Below are 20,915 nucleotides of genomic sequence, written 5' to 3' on the forward strand. Positions count from 1 at the left end.
TGATTTTCACTTTTTTGCTAGTTTTATAAAGAGATTTAAACTCATTCATTATGAGAAAGTTATACTTCAACATTAGCCTGCTATTTTTTATTGGTTTTATTTTTCTCTCCTCATTCAGTATTAGAGCGCAGGCTCCCCTTTTTGTAAGTGCTGTGGTGGAGAACGCTTCGCCCTCCAACGTCGTGGTTACTTTTGATGATAACATGGTTGAAACTGATGGCGACGGCTGGTCCATTTCTGGGGTGTCGGGCTCGCCTACAATTAATTCTGTTTCTGCTAGTGGAGTCGATATTACCTTTACACTTTCCGGCCCGGTTGCTGAGGGAGATATTGTGACTATATCTTACGATGATGGCACTGGAGATGCCACAGACGACGATCCAACGCCCTTAGCGAGCTTTGGGCCAAGTGGAGTAACAAACAACGTGGACGGAACAGGCCCGGCTTTTTCGAGCGCAGTTGTAGAGAATGCCGCACCCGATGAGTTGAAGGTGAGCTTTGACGAGGCAGTTAATTTGACCGTGACAGACGGGTTTTCGATAAGTACGTCTTCATCAGGCGCAGTTATCACAGGAATCGGTGGGGGTAATGGCACCACAGAAATCACTTTTACACTTGATATTCCGATTGAAGAGGGAGAGACTGTTACAGTTACTTTTGATGGACTTTCTGGTTCTCCGGATGCAGCAGATGGTATAGGCAATCCTGTTCAGGACTTTTCTGCTCAGGCCGTAACAAACAACGTGGATGGAACAGGCCCGGCTTTTTCGAGCGCAGTTGTAGAGAATGCCGCACCCGATGAGTTGAAGGTGAGCTTTGACGAGGCAGTTAATTTGACCGTGACAGACGGGTTTTCGATAAGTACGTCTTCATCAGGCGCAGTTATCACAGGAGTCGGTGGGGGTAATGGCACCACAGAAATCACTTTTACACTTGATATTCCGATTGAAGAGGGAGAGACTGTTACAGTTACTTTTGATGGACTTTCTGGTTCTCCGGATGCAGCAGATGGTATAGGCAATCCTGTTCAGGATTTTTCTACTCAGGCCGTAACAAACAACGTGGATGGAACAGGCCCGGCTTTTTCGAGCGCAGTTGTAGAGAATGCCGCACCCGATGAGTTGAAGGTGAGCTTTGACGAGGCAGTTAATTTGACCGTGACAGACGGGTTTTCGATAAGTACGTCTTCATCAGGCGCAGTTATCACAGGAATCGGTGGGGGTAATGGCACCACAGAAATCACTTTTACACTTGATATTCCGATTGAAGAGGGAGAGACTGTTACAGTTACTTTTGATGGACTTTCTGGTTCTCCGGATGCAGCAGATGGTATCGGCAATCCTGTTCAGGACTTTTCTGCTCAGGCCGTAACAAACAACGTGGATGGAACAGCTCCGATGTTTGATAATGCTGTAGTAGAGGATGCTGACCGAGACGCTCTGGTAGTAACCTTCGATGAATCCGTAGTGCTCACTGATGAGTCTGGGTTTTCTCTGAACTCTGATGGTTCGCCTGTTTCGATAACGGGCGTAAGTGGAAGCGGGACACTCGTTCTGACCTTTTCGCTGGATCGTGATATTAACGCTGTAGAAGCATTGACCCTTGGCTATAATGACGCAGCCGGAGATGCTAGGGATGCTGGAGGAAATGCCCTGGTTACATTTGGAGTGCCCGAAAGTGTTACAAATAATGTTTTAAATTCTGCTCCCGTGCTGGATGCGGGTCAATCACCGGCGCTTTCAAATATTGACGAGGATGATCTAACAAGTGCTGGCAATACAATAGCTGAAATAATTGTTGATGGATCTATCACCGATCCTGAGGGGGCGGTCGAGGCAATAGCCGTGACCGTTGTAGATAATACTAATGGTGTATGGCAGTATTCTTTAGATAATGGCGTATCGTGGAATCTATTCAGCGGAACCACTGGGTCGAGTGTTGACATTACCACCTCGGCAAGACTGCTGGACGGAACTTTAGTTGGAGCTGGAACTCACAAGGTAAGATTTGTTCCAGATGCAGACTATAATGGTGATGCGATTTTTACTTTCAAGGCTTGGGATAGAACAGGGGCAGGTGTGGTGGGAGGCACGATCGATGCAACAACTGGAGGTGGGACGACAGCGTTTTCGACGTTGGATGATGTTGCCACTATAACTATCAACCCGATCAATGATGCCCCAGCGTTAACAGGCACAGTGGCTTTCACAACTATTGATGAAGATGATATCAGTAATTCCGGTACATTAATTTCGTCATTGATAACCAGTTTTGCGGGAAACTACTCTGATTCAGATGCAGGTGCTTTGGAAGGTTTAGCCGTAACAGGAGTAAGCACTACCAATGGCACTTGGGAGTTTACACTTGACGGCATTGGGTGGACTTCCTTGGCCCCAACCGACGACACAAATGCTGTCTTGCTGGCGTCGGATGGAAACAATGCTATCCGATTTGTCCCGTCGGCTGATTACAATGGTTCAACCGGAAACACCATTAGTGTAAGGGCATGGGATCAGACTTCTGGCTCAGATGGTGGCACAACCAATGTAAGTGTCAATGGAGGCACAACCGCATTTAGCTCTGGCATTGCTGCCACAGCGAGTATTACAGTAAATGCCCTCAATGACGCTCCCACATTTAATGTGGCACTTGGGAACCAAAATGTAAACTCTGATGCCGGGGCAGTTTCTCTGCCGTTATTTATTGATCCTGCAACACAAGTTGTAACCGGGCCTGCTGACGAAAATACGCAAACCTTAGATGATTTTACCGTATCAATATTCAGCGACCCCAGTGGCGTTCTTGTACCTGCTTCTGCGGACATCGACAATTCAGGCACATTGACATATTCTGTTGTTAGTCAAAAACAAGGGGTGGCCACAATTAACGTGTACATAGTTGATGATGGCCCAACTGGCGGTGGAAACGTGAATACTTCCCAACTTTACCAGTTTACCATTACTGTAACCGATAATCAGCCACCTGTCATTACTAGCCGGACGCCATCGAATGGGGCCTCTGGTCAGGCGGCCCGAAACACTATACAGTTTGTATTTAATGAACAGGTTACTGTCGGTACCGGGAATATCGAAATCAGAGACAACTCCAATACCAATCTGCTTACAAGCGTTTCGGTCACTGATGCGACCAAAGTTCAGTTGACTGGCGGGAATACGGTCGATGTAACTTTTGATAATTACATGCTCAAGAATGGCAAAACCTACTATGTAATTATTGAAAATGGTACATTTTTAGACGTTAATAGCTCCAACTCATTTGCCCTGACGAGTCCAACTGGATGGACTTTCACTATGTCAGCTGCAAACAGTTCAGCTCCAAACCTGCTGTACACAATTCCGGCGAATGGGACGCTTGATGTAGGAGTGACGCAGGATATAATATTGGTGTTTGACGAGGTCATGCGTAAGAATGCTGGTGCAAGTAGCTATGTTTTTGTAGACAAGGAAACATCTTTGAGTGGCCCGGTCATAAGTAATGATGTAATTAGAATAAACCCTCGGGCTAATGATGATTCTGATTTTGGGCTAATTGATAATGCGACCACGGGGAGCAATAGAGTGGTTATCAACCTTGACCAGAGTCCGGTAGTACTGACTAGCGGAGTAAATGGCACCCTGCCATTTACTTTTGACGAAAATTCGTTTTATAGTATACAAGTTGACAATGATGCCTTTGAAGATATTCAAGATGATAATTCGCCTGCGATTCCGAAGTTTTATTTCAAAACAGTAGCTGATGGCACGCCACCAACACTCGCTGCTGTAAACGGAGGAGCCTCGCCAACCGAACCATTCCAGCCAGTCGATGGCGCTACGAGTGTGTCAGTTGCCACGCCAATAATCTATGCAACGTTCAATGAGCCTGTAGAAAAGGGAAGTGGGAACATTAAAATCTATGCGGATCTTAGCCCTTCAGATTTGCTTATTTCAGATGTGCCAATCGGCAACGGCGCCTTCACAGTGAGTGGTCGGCAGTTGGCTATTAACCTTTCTTCCCTTGGAGTTACCCTGTCTGGGGGAATTACTTACTATGTTAATATCGAGAACAGCGCAGTCAAAGATTTGTTTAATAACTCCTTTGCAGGTATATCCAATAGCACAACCTGGAATTTCACTACGGCCAGCGATGGGGTGGCACCAGTAGTTAGCACCCTGAGCCCAACTGACAATACTGCGGAGGTTGGCTTGAGTCCAACTTTGACCGTTACGTTTAGTGAGCCGGTCAAGAAGTTTGCCACGCCGGGCACCAAGTATTTAAGGATTTACTATGGAGCTAACGACAATTTGTTCGCACAGGTTGATGCGAATAGTGTGACAATTGATGCTAATCAAGCAACTTTTTCTGCCGGATCTGCATTTCCGGGATTTACTGATTTTTATATCAAGATAGATAACGGGGCATTTTTTGATTACAGTACTCCAGCAAATAATTTTGCTGGAATATCCAGTAAGACAGTATGGAATTTTAAGACTACTGCTTCCGGCGATGTTACTCCTCCATTGGCTAATTTTGGTAGTGCCACACCGGCGGATGGCAGTACCATAATCACAAATACACCTTCGTTTTCCATCAATTTTAATGAAGCGATAACGGAAGGTTCCGGAACGATTTCACTTTTCAATGCTGCTGGTGACGTTCTCACGGATTCCTGGGATGTTCTTACAGACGTTAATGTTAGTGGGTCTACAGCGACATTTCAACTAAATATCCCTTCCCTTGCCTACGGTGACAGCTACTACATTCAATGGCCTGCTGGTACTTTTGAAGACCTGCTGGGTAATTCTGTCGCTGCCAATAGCAATAGCACAAATTGGAACTTTTCGGTGGCAAATTCTACGGTAGTAACGCCAGCTTCCGTGTTGCTTTGTTCAAATGGAGATTATTCAAGTATTGGTACTATTACTATTGCAGAAGGGTCTGCTGCGGGCTTTTCGGGTGGGGGAACGTACACTATATCTCTCCCTGTTGACTTTGAGTTTGACGTTACTTCGATACCAGATTTTACCGGGGGAACCTACATTGACATTTCAGCTCCAACCGTTGTTAGCTTGACGAAGAGCGCTTTTACGTTCAGTTATTCTGGATCAAACTCGGCGGCCAGTGATGTTATTAGCATCGATGGGCTTTTGGCTAAGTTTACTGGCATAGCAGACATCACTACAGCTGCTTATCGGTCTGCCGGGACGGCGACTCAGACTGGGAATGCAGCAGCTGACTTGCAGAGTAATATTGACCTTCAGGGAGTAGCGGTGGCCAGCCCAAGTCTAACGTATGCGAGTTATACAGACTATTATGGAGAAAGCTTCACAAATGGTGAAATATATAATATTGTTAACGTAAACGTTTATGACGGCTATACTTTTAATGCGGTTGACCCGGTAGTGACTTTGAACGGCGCTAATTCTAACGTTCGTTGGTATTCCACTGAAGATTTGGCGACCGAAGTAACATCGCTTTACCAGAATGTTGCCCCTTCTATGGGAGACCTCGGTTTAGACGACGATGGAGATAGCGGCAACGGGTACTCTCCCAACAATCGTTTTGATTCAGAGTATTGGTGGGGAACAAGTGTAGCGCATGATCCGTTTGGCATCCACACCTGGTGGGTAACCAACACAAACGCCAATGGCTGTGAAAGTGATCCCGTTAAGGTAAGGGTTGTTAGCTGGGAAATTTTTGGATACGGCCCGACTGCTTCCACTCAACTGGATGAAGATCAATATACCTACTATATTTATGATACACCGGCTAATCATACTGTAACTTGGTCGGGCCCCGGTCTTGAGTCGCCGATTGCATTCGACAGTGAATATACCGTGTACGGCAGCTACAAGTGGATAAAATTTAGACCGTTGACAGCCGGATTGGGTGTTCACACTCTTACAGCGACTCTGAAGAATGTATTAACTGGCGAAACATATTCCAGAAATTTTCAGGTTACTGTACTTCCGTCAACTTCGATTTTGACGTCGGGAGATACCGAGCCTTGTCCACCTATTTCGTTCGCCGGAACGGTAGTTAACGGAACGGACGATTATGAAATTAATATCTCTGATTTAACTACGCCTAACTATATTTTTCACAAGGTTGAGGTATATAGCAATAATACGTCAACTATTTTATCATCATCCAATGTATATGCAGTTATTGGTAGTGGTGGTTCTGAAGTTCATATTCCGGCCGATGATATTTTCAATTCGCTCAATCAGCTAGGGGATTATTATGACCCAAATTTAGGAGCATATTCATCGGTATATGGGAATATTACCAAGTGGCGAATTGACAAGACTGGGCTTACCTCGGGTTATTACCAAATAAGGAGATATGTCACTGATAAGGGAGACCTCGATCCTGAAGAGACCTTGATTAATCCATCTAAGATTTTTGGGTCTGAATGGATTTATTTAAACACGGCTCCGACGGTGTCTATCTCTAACCTTAGCACAGATAACTGTGAAAGTGATTCGCCGATAGACTTGGATGTTGTTGTTGATGGCATATCGTATTCAAATCCAACTGGCAAATTTTACTATCAGGTTCATAATGGTGTTGGGTTTGGGGCAGAGCAACTGCTTGATGGAGGTGGGGCCACACTTAACTTTGGAACCTTGGGTGCAGGCAGATACAATTTGGTATATGTGTCAAACTCAAGTGAGCAGGCCGGGACGGGTTGTATTGGCAAGAGTGCCGCAAAGGAGTTTTATATTTACCCCATTCCGGCACTGCCAAGTGTGCAAGCGGGTGCCTCCATTCTTAATCATGGTGGGTTAGTCAGTGGCGACTACTTGTTTGAGTATTGCAAAGGGGACGTTGTAGACGACGTGGTGGCGCCGCCATTGGGAACTGGATTCTATACTTGGTCGTCGGATCTTGCCGGCAACAATGAATTGGGAACCTCAAGTACGCTAGAAGCCACAACTATTTTTGGGGGAACAAATACCCCAAACACCACCAGTAGGACTTTTTATTTGCGGGAAACGAGCAGCAACGGGTGCGCCTCATTACCAAGGAAGTTTACAATCAATGTATATGATGTTCCTGGTACACCAATAGTGATAGAATCTGGCGGGGATCACATTTTTAATCAGGGGGGAGGCTCCTACCTGATTGAGTATTGTGATCTAGAAGATGTAGATGATATAGTTTTGGATGCTACATTCCTTCAAACAGGCTTACCAGCAGGTAAGACGTCGTACTTCCAATGGTATGAAGATGATGGGTTTGGAAATGCTGACTATGGCAGCCCGCTGTTAGTTGGTAATATTTTGACACCAGGAGACATGGGATTAAATGCAACGGGTGGGAACTCAGGAGCGTCCAGCCAAATATTTCATGTCGTTCAGTACAATGATAGGGACAATACACCTGGTTTCGTAGGTTGTGCCAGTGCTGCTACCAAGGTGACTATAAGCGTTTTCACAACACCAACTGAACCTGTCGCTACGGCCGACAATGGATTCAGAATTCAATATTATGCTGTTAAGAACTCCACATCGCTTACTGCCGATGGAGTGACTGGAATCAGCTTTCTTAACACACCGTCTGGAACGTCTGCGGTATACAGATGGTATCAGGACGATGGCACAGGAAGCGCACCGAGCTCTTTCATCAGCGAAAGCCCAATTCTTACTGTCAGCGATGCATCGCTGAACGGGCTGAACCTGGCAACACCAGGCACTTACTATTTCTGGGTAAGTCAGGCTACGAGCAAGAACTTTGTGTCATCCTTTCAAGGGTGTGAGAGTGATGCAGTTAGAGTCGCTATCACTATTTTTGATGCACCTACGACCCCGGCTCTTACCGGTTCGACTCAAACATCTTATAGTTATTGTACCGCAGATGACTACTCGAACGATACATATACGATTGACGTTGCTGTTCCTCCTGGCTACCTGGGGTCGCAAGGAGCCCAGGAATACAGGTGGTATCGATCTGATGTCTCGGGAAATAAGATCAATCTGAATCCAGTTTTCATTGGTGCCAACCCTACCGCCCAACAGCTTGGGATTACCGGGCTAAGCAGTACCCACACAAGGTATTACATGGCCACGAATGTTACCGACATAATTGGTGTTAATGGCGACCAGTTTGCTGGAGGGGAAAGCGCTGGTGTGGTTATCGAGTTTAATTTTTTCAAAACACCGACAGCTATAGATATTCCCGTTGCAGCAAGAACCTATTACTATTGTGAGGACGAAGTGGATGATACAACTATCACACTGCTTACGGCCAATAGCAGTACGAATGGTGTGACGTTCAAGTGGTATTACGGAGATGACCTTGTTTATCAGGAAGTCGACGAAGATGCCAGTGCAGCCGCTGCCAGTACAGTAAATCCAATTTCTGATTTTGAATTATCGCCAGGTGTGCCGGTAATTGACCCAACAGTCGACGGCGTATATGACTTTACTGTCACACAAACAGATGCTGGTTGCGAGAGCGCTATAACCTCAGCCTCAACCATTCGCATAAATATCTTCGCCAGACCAATTACACCAACTCCGTCTAATGCGAACCCAAGTGTCTGTTTGGGGCAGTTTGACACTCCTTTTGTTTTAGACGTGACAGGTAAGTTGCCAGGAGCTCAATTGAACTGGTATGATGCTGAAGGCACATTTCTAGCTAATACAGACACATATAGTCCAGATATTAACCTTCCAGCAGGAAACTACACGTACAGAGTAACCCAGACGACTAATCGAATAGGTACTGATGGATCAGTTTTCCCAGGATGTGAATCAGAGTCAGCGGAAATTACATATCAGGTATTTGACATTGGTGCTGCCCCCGAGGCGACAGGGCTTCTGGTAAATGGCCAGTACATATATGAGTATTGCGTTGGTGATGACATACTTGATATGGAAATTGTTGCCCCGGATCCTTCGATTACCTATCGGTGGTATAGTGATGAATCCCGTACCACCTTGGTTGGAGATAAGCCAGAATTGGCACCGCCTGGCGTCAATAATACCAAAGATTTTGACAGGACTTATTACGTCTTGAAGTCTAGCTCTGATAATGGATGCATTTCGGAGGTTACCGAGGTGCGAGTGATAGTGAATGCGTTACCATCTCTAAGCTTCACTCAAAATAACATTGCAGGAAATATAGCTGTTTGCGTTAACGCAGCGCCGGTGGTGCTTAGTGCGCAAGATGGTACGGGTACTTTCTTCGGAAATGGCGTAATCGATAATGGGGATGGCACTGCTACTTTTGACCCTCTTGGAGCTATAGACTCACTTGGCATAAGCGACCCACAGCTACTTAAGGAGGCTGTGGTAGATACCATTTGGTTGGAACATACCAGCAGCCTTCAATTCGTTTCGGGAGAAGGATGCTACAATTCCGTTTTCAGGCTTATTACAATCAATCCTCTTCCAGAAGTGAACTTTTTCTCTGATGGTAATTTTGAGTTTGAAGACTACAACTTTACTATTTGCGTTAATGCCGGAACTATTTCATTAATAGGCAACCCGAGCGGCGGGGTCTTCACTGGCCCTGGCATTACTGCAACTACTTCTGGAGCACGGTTTGACCCTCTTAGTGCCAGAACAGAAGACGGAGCGGGATTATATGGCCCCGCTACAACGTACACTATCAAGTATGAGTACACTAATCCGTCAACATTATGTTCAAACAGTGTAGAGAAACAAATTACTGTTTTGCCCCAGCCTGAAATAGACTTTAGCATTAATGGCGGTTGCTCGGGAGAGCCTGTGGACTTTGGTGCGTTAGTTAGCAATGAAGTTGACTTGTCAGGGATTTCAACCCTGATATGGGATTTTGGAGACGAATCGGACAAATATGAATCTACTTCGTCAGCCGACAGGACGGTGACGCACGCTTTCAAAATCACCCTTCCCAATGCAACTCAGCAAGATTTCCAGGTGAGTTTAACAGTAGTAAGTGTAGATGGCTGCTCAAGTACTTTCTCCAAAAGTGTATCGATAGGCTCCAGCCCAACTCCAAGATTTGCCTGGTCAGGAATTATTGAGAACCAACCCACAGTTTTTGAGATTGACGATCCAGGCATAAATATTCAGAATCTCGCAAATGTGACTTTCCAGCTTTATAGCGGCGACGAATTGCTGTTTGTTGAGAGCAGAGATAGGAATCCTGCTCTGACCGACGCTGCAGCTCAGCGGGCCTATTTGCAAGGTAGCATCACAACAACTCTACCAAGTGGCGGCACTTACCGGGGGGTTCTGAGTTTGCGTTCAGTTAACCAGTGTTTCGTTTCTTTGGAAAGGGATGTTCAGATATTGGATGTTAAAACAGTTACGGCAGATCAACCCTATTTGGCTACTTTCGATTCAGGGCCAGACGGATGGTTCGCTGACAATACCTTTAATGATGTGCCTTTGCTTCCTGGAGTGTCGAAATTTGAGTTGGCGTCACGTCCAAACTCCTGGGAGAATGCCGTGCCTGGCGGAAGCATCCTCAACGATGAAGGCCTGTCAAAAGGATGGGTAACGAACGCTGACGGAAATTACAACACTGAAGAAAAGTCATGGGTTTACAGTCCCGCTTTTGATATATCTGCCCTTCTTCGCCCAATGGTCAAATTCAATTTGATGTACGACTTTGATAGTAGAAAGGACGGAGTTGTTCTTCAGTACTCAACTGATAACGGTAAAACCTGGCCCACTTTAGGTCTCTACGACGGAGGAATTGACGAGGCGACTGGTATCAATTGGTATACCCTGGAGGGAATAGTGTCCGACCCAGGGGGCCAAGATGATCAGGGGGGTACCGATAGAGTTGGCTGGGCTGGTTCAACAGATGAACAAGGCATAAATTATTCAGAGGCAAGGCATAAGTTAGATGAAATTGCAGGGAACCGATCCTCTGTTAGATTTAGGTTTGCGCTCGGTTCAGACAACTCAGTCGATAGCAAAAGCGACAATCCATTGACTGATGAAGAGGGGTTTGCTTTTGATAATTTTTGGATAGGAGAAAGAAGTAAACTCGTTTTGTTGGAGAAATTTACGTCAACGACCAGCGAAACAAGCCGCTCAGTTGATGAAAAGATTAAGGGACTTTTGGAAAACCCCTCTATTAATAACAATGACGTGATAGTTCTTGATTATCACACAGAGTTTAAAAAGACGGCAAGCGATATTGATCCTTTTAATCAGGTGAATAAAGCTGACCCGGGAGCTAGGGTTCTTTTCTATGGAATCAACAGAGTACCTTTGTCAATAATAGCGGGCAATCTGTCAGAGGGCACTTTTAACGCAAGTACTACCTCCGACGTTCCTTATTCGGAGTTAACATTGTCCAAATCTTCCTTGATTGATCCAGAGGTTGCTATTTCGATAGAACAATTGCCATCAGAAGCTAAAGTGCTTTCCCTAGCCGTTTCATATAGCAAGACGGGTCTTAGATTACCAGAGGATGCAGAGCATAGGCTTTATGTCGCGGTAATAGAACGAACTGAAGAATATCAAGGCAATCTTTATTCTAATATTGTAAGAAAGATTCTACCTGATGGAAACGGAATTAGGGTCGAAAACCTACGGACTCTTGATGGAGTTCAGACTATAAATGTCACGCCATGGGAAATAAGTGGAAAATTGGTAAAAGATCCTGAAGAGTTGTCGGTTGTCGCTTTTATACAAAGCAACAACAGCAAGCTGGTCTATCAATCTGCAATACTCGACATCGTGGGCAAAGAAGCGAATGCCACCGGCGTCGACCTCCCGGGCGAAATAGCCTCATCCTACGCTCTGTACCCGAACCCGGCTAATACAGAAGTGGGTGTCAGGTTTGATAGTCAGCTGAACAATGACTTTGAATGGAGGCTGATTGATCAGGCGGGAGCTATAATTTCCAATGGCAGAGTGCAGAAGGGTAGTGAAGGGGTAACACTAGATACAAGGTCTGTGCCCAGTGGCATGTACTTTGTGATCATCAGCAACGAGAATGCGATGTTTGAGCCCAAGAAGCTGTTGATTATTCATTGATCCGTAGCGATCCAGTCACAAAAAAGGCTGTGCTTCCATGAAGCACAGCCTTTTTTGCTTTACATACAATAGGGTCGCTAGAATGTCTTTAGCAGTTCACTCAATTCAGCAATGGCTTGAGTGGTGGTGCCATCTACTTTGTTGACAAGTACCTTTATTTCGGCAGGCTTTTTCCCCTCTTTGGCTAGCGCTTCCAGCTCAAGCACATTAGCTTTTAGCTCCTCTATGCCCATAAATGCGATGGACGGCTTCATTTTATGGACGATTCGTGCTAGCAGAGGCCAGTCAGCAGCATCGTGAGCACTTTGCATTTCAGTCAAATTCTCTGGAATAGTATCGATAAATGCCTCGATCATTTCTTTCATGAATTCAGTATCTCCTTCGCAAACTTTTTCCAAATAAGATAAATCTATTATGTTGGCCATGTTTTCTTTTTAGCTTTCCAAGTCTTTAAATTTAACTAAAACATTAGAAATACGGTGAGGTTTAAATGTTTGTTCGTAAAAGTGATGACTCATCGCTTTCAGTAACGCAATTTTTGATATTTTCGCATAAGACATTCATTTCAACAAACGATATCTAATGATACCTGAATTTGAGAAGCTTCGTGACGATGAAGTAGAAATTTTGCTGAAGGCGCCTGCCTATGTATCGGTGCTTATTGCCGGCGCAGACGATAATATTGACAAATCAGAAATCCAGAAAGCTATTCAACTGGCTAAGGTGAAGCAGCAAAAGGCCAGGGAGTCGCTGCTTGGCTACTATAAGGCAGTAGGAGAGAGGTTTGAGAACGATTTCATGACCATGATAGAAGAGTTGCCTCATAAAGCAGCCGAGAGGGGACCGGCCATCAACAGAGAACTGAAAAAGCTGAACCTCATTCTGCCTAAACTAAATAAAACTTTCTCTACAGAGTTTTATGCCAGTCTGAAGGATATTGCCAAGAAGATTGCGGAATCGTCTGGTGGCATTCTAGGGTATTTGTCAGTTAGTTATGAGGAGGCCAAACTGATGGAGTTGACGATGATCAACGACCCGGCAAAGAAGTAAAAATATATTTACAATGAACAGCCCAGGCAGTCCCTGGGTTTTTTTATGCTTAACGGAAAATACATTCTCCCGCCCCTTAGGCTTGTCTTCTTGATGTGGGCTTTCTTCGCCGTGGAGAACTATCTGTCGATTGACCTTGGTTTTCTAGGCATTTACCCAAGAACTCTCCACGGATTAATTGGCATACTTACCGGCCCGATGATCCACGGCAGCTGGATGCACATCACATCCAATACGCTTCCTTTGCTTTTTTTGGGAGGGGCTCTCTATTATTTTTATGACAAGATTGCCACTCGGGTATTTCTCCAGTGTTACCTTTTCACGGGGATATTTGTCTGGTTGTTTGGCAGGTCTTTCTACCATATTGGCGCTAGCGGCCTTATCTATGGGTTGGCTTTCTTTCTTATTTCTTTCGGCATTTTCCGAAAAGATTTTCGATCTATGTTCATTTCCATAGTGGTGGTCGCTTTGTACGGCGGTATCATCTATGGGATTTTCCCTTCGCAGCCTGGTGTGAGTTGGGAGTCGCACCTGATGGGTGCTATTGTGGGTGTGACGACGGCGTTTACTTTATCGAAAGAAAGATCAGTTTCCTCGTCCTAAACGTGGTCAAGCGACTGCATGATTGAGGTCACCTGCTCAAGGGTGATTGGCTTAGAAAAAAAACCTTTTACAATATCGATTTCCTTTGCTCTTGCTCTGTCTGAATTCAGAAGTGAGGAGCTGATAACAAACACAGGTATTTTTTTAGCCAGAGACACCTGAAGGTCTACGAAACCTTCCAGAAACTCCCAGCCATTTAGTGTTGGAAAGTTCAAGTCAAGAAGGATTACGTCCGGCAAATTCTCCGCACTTTTTTTGTGCAGCATGATTTGCCTTAAGGCATCGTAAATATCCTCGAAGTCTTCTATCCGGCCAATCGAGGGTTCCTTCTCACACAATTTTTTTGTTATGAAACGAAAAGATGGATCATCGTCTACAATGAAAACATGAAATTTTTTAGCTGCCATCCCCGGTCGATTATTTCTGGCTCAGTGTTCAGAACAAATTGGCTAAAAAAAAGCCCTATCGCAAGACAGGGCTAAGTTATTTTGATGAAAAACAATCTTATCTTTTACTAATTGGGACGTAGTTTCTTTCTACCTCGCCTACATACACCTGTCTTGGTCTGCCGATAGGCTCACTATTCGCTCTCATTTCCTTCCATTGGGCAATCCAGCCCGGAAGCCTTCCCAGCGCAAACATCACAGTGAACATTTCAGTAGGTATGCCAATGGCTCTGTAAATGATACCGCTATAGAAATCTACGTTGGGGTAGAGCTTTCTTTCTACGAAATAAGGGTCTTTCAATGCAGCTTCTTCCAACTCTTTGGCAATATCAAGCACGGGATCATTCACACCCATTTTCGCCAAAACGTCGTCAGCAGCTTTCTTGATAATTTTCGCTCTTGGGTCAAAGTTCTTGTATACTCTGTGGCCAAATCCCATCAAACGGAAAGGATCATCTTTGTCCTTCGCTTTTTCCAACCACTTTTTACTGTTGCCACCATCTTCTTTAATGGCTTCCAGCATTTCGATAACCGCCTGATTGGCACCACCATGGAGCGGGCCCCACAATGCATTGATCCCTGCAGACACTGAAGAGTAGAGACTTGCCTGAGACGAGCCTACAATTCGAACAGTTGATGTGGAGCAGTTTTGTTCATGATCCGCATGGAGGATGAGCAGTTTGTCCAAAGCGCTGGCAACTACCGGGTCAGCTTCATATTGATCTGCCGGAAGAGCAAACATCATCTTCAGGAAGTTGCCGCAGTAGTCGAGGTTATTGTCAGGGTAGATGACAGGATGCCCCATTTCGTTTTTATATGCCCAGGCGGCAAAAGTTGGCATTTTGGCGATCAGCCTGATGATGCCAAGATTCACTTTGTCCCATGACCTGTTGGGGTCAAGAGACTCTGGGTAAAAAGCGGTAAGCGAGCAAACCAACGAAGAGAGTACGCCCATTGGGTGGGCATTGCTTGGAAACCCTTCCAGTATTTTCTTGATGTCCTCATGCACAAGCGTATGGTGCGTGACGTCCTTTTTGAAACTCTCGAACGTGTCCTTTTTAGGTAGCTCTCCGTAAATAAGCAGGTAGGCCACTTCGAGGAAGGTCGATTTTTCGGCAAGTTCCTCAATTGGATAACCACGGTATCTTAGAATGCCCAATTCTCCATCGAGAAAAGTGATGGCTGACGTAGTAGAGCCCGTGTTTTTGAAGCCCTGATCAATGGTGATCAATCCGCTTTTTGCTCTGAGGCTACTAATGTCGATTGCTTTTTCATTTTCTGAACCCTCAATCACAGGCATTTCGTAAACCTGGCCGTCGTAATGTATTTCAGCAACTTTAGACATTGATTCGAATAAATTTATATGTTACTAACGATAAATAATACTGCCCTAAAATATGTAAAATTATTGGATCAGGAAAGATCAATTATTTCCCAAAATAAGAGGGAGTCCGTCTTTTGCGCTGCCAATAACTACAATTTTTGCGTTAGGCGAGTTGGCTAATTGCTGAGTGGCTTCAATGCCTCTCATCTTGAGCAGTTCGTCGGTCAAACTACTGTTGATAATTTTGTTAGCGGCGGCCTCACCTTCTGCACCGATACGCTTACGCTCTGCCTCACTTTTTTCTCTGTCGAGTCTGAACTGATAGGCAAGTGCCTCCTGCTCTTGTTTTAGTTTATTTTCAATGGCGAGCCCTATTTGCTCCGGCAGTTTGATCGACCGGATAAGAAGTGCTCTCATTTGAATGTAGTTTCCTTCAGCACCTAATACCGCTTCTGTTTCACTTTTAATAGCGCCTTCAACCTCAGGCCTTTTGGTTGAGTATATTTCTTCGGCCGAGAACCTGCCCATTACCTGACGAACGGTAGACCGCACCTCCGGCACAACCAGCCTGTTCACATAGTCTTGCTGGAAAGTCTCTTGTATGTAGCCGATCTTGTCGAACATTGGGTGAAACCTCACTGAGACATCGACGCTGATAGACAAACCGTTTCTGTCAAGCACATCGAGTGTTTCCTCCACTTGATTTTCGGTTACGTCATATACGAACAGCTCATTGTAGGGTGCTTTCACGTGGAATCCGGGCATTTGAATGTTTTCCTTGTCCATTCCTTTTCCAAATTTGTAGAAAAGAACTGCTCTTTCTCCAGGGCGTATTGTATAAAAAATACTGGATGAAAGATAGATGAGAAGAATGACTGCGATAAGTAAGACAACGATGACGGGGACAAAACGACGATTTTCCATGGTTTGTGATACTCTTTAAATGTTATGCTTGATGAATTTTACCGAAAGGTAGGCAACTATATATCAATACACGTTTTATTACAATAAAATTCTGTTTGCTTCAAATAATTTGAGTAACCGTAAAAGATCATTCTGGATAAACTGAAAAATGCGCTTGCTTGAGGCACTCTTTCATAATGTCAAACCTCGGTTGAATTACGGAAAAGATAGCTGTAATACCTGACATTGAAAATGATAGTTGTTCGTTTTAGTTAACTTTCAATTACATTTAATGTTTGTAGAAAATCATCAAAGCATTTTTTTGGATGAAGAGTAAATGGAGGTTGACAGTTGGTGCGGCTGTAATTGCCGTTAGTTTGGTTGGATATTGTGCCAATGCGCAGCGGTACAGGCTTGCATGGTCTGACGAATTCGACTACAAGGGGTTGCCAGACAGTACCAAGTGGACCTATGACGTTGGAGATGGTTGCCCGGTGTTTTGTGGCTGGGGTGGCAATGAAGAGCAATACTACACTTTCAAGCGAACCAACAACGCCAGAGTTGAATCGGGCTACCTGGTTATTGAAGCTCATCAGGAAAAATTTGGAGATGCTGATTACACCTCGGCCAGGGTAGTTACCCGTGGGAAGAATGAATGGCTATACGGGAAGATTGAGGTGAGGGCCCGGCTTCCAGCTGGCTCTGGTACTAGCCCTGCTATATGGATGCTTCCCTACTTCGACGACCGGCCTGTGAAGCTACCTGAGGATGGACAGTTGGATATCATGGTTCATTCAGGCGCTGAAGTGGACGTGATCCATGGCATGGTGCATACGTCAGCTTATAATTTGGCTCTTGGTACCGAAAGGATGGGGCATATACAGCTGAGCGCCGTCGATAAAAGGTTTCATACTTTCTCTATAGAGTGGACTCCCACGAAGATTGAATGGTTTGTGGATGGAAAGAAGTATCACAAAGTGGTGGATGATGGCACGGGAAAAGATGGCTGGCCATTTTTTAACCCATTTTACCTCATTCTCAACGTCTCGGTGAGGCAAGGGCAGGGGTTGGAGTCTACCGACTGGCCCCAGCGAATGGAAATAGATTTTGTTAGGGTATATCAGCGAAAGCCTAAAAAGCGACCTCAAGGGGAGGAATTTATGGATGAAGGCTTTTGATAACTTTTAGGGAAAAGTACCACTAAGAGGGAAAACTTACATTCAGTTATTCTTTACTGAATGCCATATTGGGCATAAAGGCCTGTTTTTATTCGTGTCTATCCAGTTTTCTTACTCGGGTTATAAATTACGGAAGATGAGTCAGCTATAAGGTTTTTATGGGAGCACCTTTGTATAGGTTTAAATTATACTCTCATGACTCGATTCTATCTACTGTTTGTTATTTGCTTGCTTACGGCCAAAAGTTATGGTCAGCAAGTCATTGTTACTGACGATGACAGCTATACCGGGGCTTCGTCGGCCATGTTGGATGTTAAATCCTCTACCAAGGGTTTCCTGCCTCCCCGGCTAACAACCAGCCAGCGAACATCTATTTCCTCTCCGGCCGAAGGGCTTTTAGTATTTGACTCCGATTTTTCTGAATTGATGATTTTCAGGAGTGGCGAATGGCATGAGGTATGGGATGCTGGTAATTTGCGAAGACCCAGCTATGGAGAAATTCACCTCACGTCAAATTTGTCGTCGGTTTTGCCAAGCAAAACATGGATTGGCTTCGTAAGCGGTTCTGCCAGCCAAGCCGCCGGAGGCGATGAACTGACCATTACAGAAGGCTCTTCTGTAAGCATACCCGATAAAATAGTGATTGGCTCTGAAGGCGGTGGTATTTACATGGTACAAATTTATTTAGCCTTTACAATGTCAGGTATTCAAGCAGACCGTGAAGTATGGGCTGAGGTACACAAAAATGGGGTAACTGCCACTAATCTTACCGCAAAAAAGACCATGAAAACTGGCACGACTGACGTTGGCAACTTCAGCGGATTGATATCGCTTGCTGCCGGCGACTATCTGGAGCTTTGGTTTTATGTGAACCATATAAGCAGTACCACCTTTGACGCCTCTTCCATGAATTTCATGGTTTACAGAATTAACTAGTGTATGCCATGAAGATTAGAACACTCGTATTGCTTTTGACGGCTTACATAATAAACGTAGATGTACTCAGCGCACAGTCTGCTGGTGTTTTGAATAATGGCGCAACAATTGTTGTTAAAAGCGGAGCGTTTTTGAAGGTGCTCGGTGGCTCTGACGCTTCGGTAAGCATCGCTGACGAAGGTGTTTTGCAAGGTGATATTGTATTGGAAGGAACGATTTACCTCGAGGGAAATTGGGCCAATAACAGCAGCGCCATCAATGTGCTCGAAAACGCCACAGGCACAGTTGTCTTTGCGGGAGCGACGCCTGTCATAAGAGGAAACTCAAAGACTCACTTTAAGAATGTTGCGGCTACCAACGATTTAACCCTCGAGAAAGACGTGAACTTAAGAGGCGGCCTAAGCATGGGTAGCGCAAGCATTATTTTAGGTGACAATGATTTGACAATAAGTGATGGAGGTACCATCGGCTTTACCAACGGATGGGTGAAAACCACCGGAGCGGGAACCTTAACGATGCCTGTAGCTAATGACAATACGCCTGTTATTTTTCCTGTTGGCCAAGCTACTTTTACGCCTATAGCTGTTACGCAGTCGGCAACAGGGTCTGCTGGCAACTTTTCCGTGAGGGTACATGACAACGTATTGGAAAATGGGGTGATGGGCGACCCGGTTTCGCTGCCACGGGTAAATAAGACGTGGCAGGTTAGCAGCGACGCTTCAGTAATCGATGTGTCATTTACAATGTACTGGAATACGGGGGATGAATCTGCCTCCTTCGACAGAGACCGTTCTTACGTTAGTCACTATACGGGCGGTGCATGGGATGCTAACTCGGCAGCTTCGGCAAGTGGGCTGGGGCCTTTCTTTACCACCCGATCAGGTATTACTTCACTGAGTCCCTTTTCTGTATTGGGAGAGGAAGAGGTACTTCCTGTTGAGTTTATTGACGTTTGGATTGAGGAAAAGGGCCAAAAGACAGTGCTGAACTGGAGTACAGCCTGGGAAGAGAATAATGACTATTTCAGCGTCGAAGAAAGTACTGACGGTGTTCACTTCTATACTATCTCAAAATTGGACGGAAGTGGATCAACTCAAGTGGTTAACAGGTACAGCAGCCCGCTCAATCCGAAAGCTGGATTATCCACCTACTACCGGGTCAGGCAGGTTGACTTTGATGGCAAATACAGCTTTTCTAAGACTGTACGCTATAATAATGCTGATTTGCATCAGGCTGAATTGAAAGTGCACAATGTTAGCTTCGACAAGCAAGGCCGAAGCCTAATCTTTGACGTATTTGCTGCTGATAGTGACCAGGCTTATTTAACCCTTTTCGAAGCGGGAGGAAATGTGCTTACCGAAAGTGGCATTTATTTGCACGAGGGGCAGCAACATATCACGTTACCGATCTCAACTGACCTGATATCAGCTACTATGTATATTCTGAAAATATTCGATGGTCGTGCTGAAAAAACAGTGAAATTTATACTCAAATAGACGAACTGCCACTGCCCTTGCTTTGTACTTCTTCTGCTCGTAGGCATATTAATTGATCTGTGCCCCCAACGCAACACTAAGTTCAAAGACGCAGGTTCTCTGTTCCCTGGCTTTTCGTTTAAATGCTCACCAGAAAAAGCGAAAAAGGAAAGAGTTACTACTCTCTTGGTGGACTAAGCATGATATGTGCCCTGTGAGTGCCAGGGTTCATGATCCATGGCTGCCCTGCAAATTCTGGTTTTGTAGGAAGGCCGGTTGACTCAGAAGTTTCAAAAGGGACATACACCACATATCTTAAGTAGCCGTTAACCACTTCACCGGAAGCCCAGGTAACATCGCCGTCTTCTGCGTTGTAAACATATAGTGTACTGCCTTTAGGGATATTTATTTTACCTGCCTTTGTTTCCGTTTCTCTGATGTCGAATATTTCCTGCGATGTTTTGCCTTCCTTTTTCAATTCTCTGCCTCTTGCCATAAACGGATCGAGATCTTTTTGGTAGCAGGCCACATTGAAGCCCTTAGAGTTGGGATCATCGGCGAGGCATATTAGCCCGTTTGACCCCTCACGAAGCGTGGTGAACTCTCCTGCACTATTGTAGCCATAAACCTTGGCGCCGTCCTTAAGCTCCGTAGGTGCGGCAAGCAAGGCTGTCTTTATCTGAATGTCTGATGAGGGAACATTCTGACTATAGCCATTGGCGTGAACAGTAATCAAAAGACCGATAAGTATAATCGCTTTCATAAGTTTCATTTTAGAGGTTGCAGAGTGTTGAAATGATCAGGCACACGTGACATCGTGCCCGCCGTCCCTGACATTAGTTAAGTGAATTTAGGAAAACTTAAGTTAATATTGCTCTACAGCGAAGCATTGTTTGTCGAAACACGATTATCTGAAAGGGCCGTACGCAATCGTGTGAGGTAATTTGCGTTTTCATTTATCGAATTTGACATTGGTACACACATCCGTTGCACTCCCTATTCGTTAACTTCGT

At 45.0% G+C, this 20,915-nt stretch carries 11 protein-coding genes; 6 read left to right on the forward strand and 5 right to left on the reverse strand.

From position 1 onward, the window contains the following. Positions 1-50: 50 nt before the first annotated feature. A complete protein-coding gene (locus RT717_RS09310) occupies positions 51-11,987 on the forward strand; it encodes an Ig-like domain-containing protein (RefSeq protein WP_317491463.1) in 11,937 nt (3,978 codons plus the stop codon). A 77-nt stretch (positions 11,988-12,064) separates the two neighbouring features. On the opposite strand, the gene RT717_RS09315 is transcribed toward RT717_RS09310, so the two are convergent. Further along, positions 12,065-12,412 (reverse strand): Hpt domain-containing protein, encoded by a 348-nt coding sequence (locus RT717_RS09315; protein ID WP_317491464.1) that lies wholly within the window; start codon positions 12,410-12,412, stop codon positions 12,065-12,067. A 157-nt stretch (positions 12,413-12,569) separates the two neighbouring features. On the opposite strand from RT717_RS09315, the gene RT717_RS09320 reads away from it, so the two are divergent. Continuing rightward, positions 12,570-13,037, forward strand: coding sequence for a hypothetical protein (locus RT717_RS09320; protein WP_317491465.1), 468 nt, complete (start codon positions 12,570-12,572; stop codon positions 13,035-13,037). 93 nt (positions 13,038-13,130) lie between these two features. Continuing rightward, positions 13,131-13,640 carry a rhomboid family intramembrane serine protease gene (locus RT717_RS09325; protein WP_317491466.1) on the forward strand — a complete coding sequence of 170 codons (510 nt, stop codon included), beginning with the start codon at positions 13,131-13,133 and terminating at the stop codon, positions 13,638-13,640. Here RT717_RS09325 and RT717_RS09330 read toward each other — a convergent pair. The 3 genes from RT717_RS09330 to RT717_RS09340 all read right to left on the reverse strand — a co-directional run bounded on the left by RT717_RS09330 (position 13,637) and on the right by RT717_RS09340 (position 16,334). Further along, positions 13,637-14,047, reverse strand: a complete 411-nt coding sequence (locus RT717_RS09330; RefSeq protein ID WP_317491467.1) for a response regulator — start codon at positions 14,045-14,047, stop codon at positions 13,637-13,639. The two genes, RT717_RS09325 and RT717_RS09330, sit on opposite strands and share 4 nt — an antisense overlap. A 97-nt stretch (positions 14,048-14,144) precedes the next feature. Beyond that, positions 14,145-15,431, reverse strand: a complete 1,287-nt coding sequence (locus tag RT717_RS09335) for a citrate synthase (RefSeq protein ID WP_317491468.1) — start codon at positions 15,429-15,431, stop codon at positions 14,145-14,147. Between the two features lie 78 nt (positions 15,432-15,509). Then, the gene (locus RT717_RS09340; protein ID WP_317491469.1) at positions 15,510-16,334 is read right to left on the reverse strand and encodes a prohibitin family protein; all 825 of its coding nucleotides are present in this window, start codon (positions 16,332-16,334) and stop codon (positions 15,510-15,512) included. A gap of 305 nt (positions 16,335-16,639) precedes the next feature. On the opposite strand from RT717_RS09340, the gene RT717_RS09345 reads away from it, so the two are divergent. The 3 genes from RT717_RS09345 to RT717_RS09355 all read left to right on the forward strand — a co-directional run bounded on the left by RT717_RS09345 (position 16,640) and on the right by RT717_RS09355 (position 19,923). Then, on the forward strand, positions 16,640-17,491 hold the full coding sequence (locus RT717_RS09345) for a glycoside hydrolase family 16 protein (protein ID WP_317491470.1): 852 nt from the start codon (positions 16,640-16,642) through the stop codon (positions 17,489-17,491). 195 nt (positions 17,492-17,686) lie between these two features. Further along, on the forward strand, positions 17,687-18,427 hold the full coding sequence (locus RT717_RS09350; RefSeq protein WP_317491471.1) for a hypothetical protein: 741 nt from the start codon (positions 17,687-17,689) through the stop codon (positions 18,425-18,427). Between the two features lie 8 nt (positions 18,428-18,435). Next, positions 18,436-19,923, forward strand: a complete 1,488-nt coding sequence (locus RT717_RS09355; protein WP_317491472.1) for a hypothetical protein — start codon at positions 18,436-18,438, stop codon at positions 19,921-19,923. A 157-nt stretch (positions 19,924-20,080) separates the two neighbouring features. On the opposite strand, the gene RT717_RS09360 is transcribed toward RT717_RS09355, so the two are convergent. After that, on the reverse strand, positions 20,081-20,665 hold the full coding sequence (locus RT717_RS09360) for a hypothetical protein (protein ID WP_317491473.1): 585 nt from the start codon (positions 20,663-20,665) through the stop codon (positions 20,081-20,083). Positions 20,666-20,915: the final 250 nt, after the last annotated feature.

The organism is Imperialibacter roseus, assembly GCF_032999765.1.
GTDB classification, from domain to species: domain Bacteria; phylum Bacteroidota; class Bacteroidia; order Cytophagales; family Cyclobacteriaceae; genus Imperialibacter; species Imperialibacter roseus.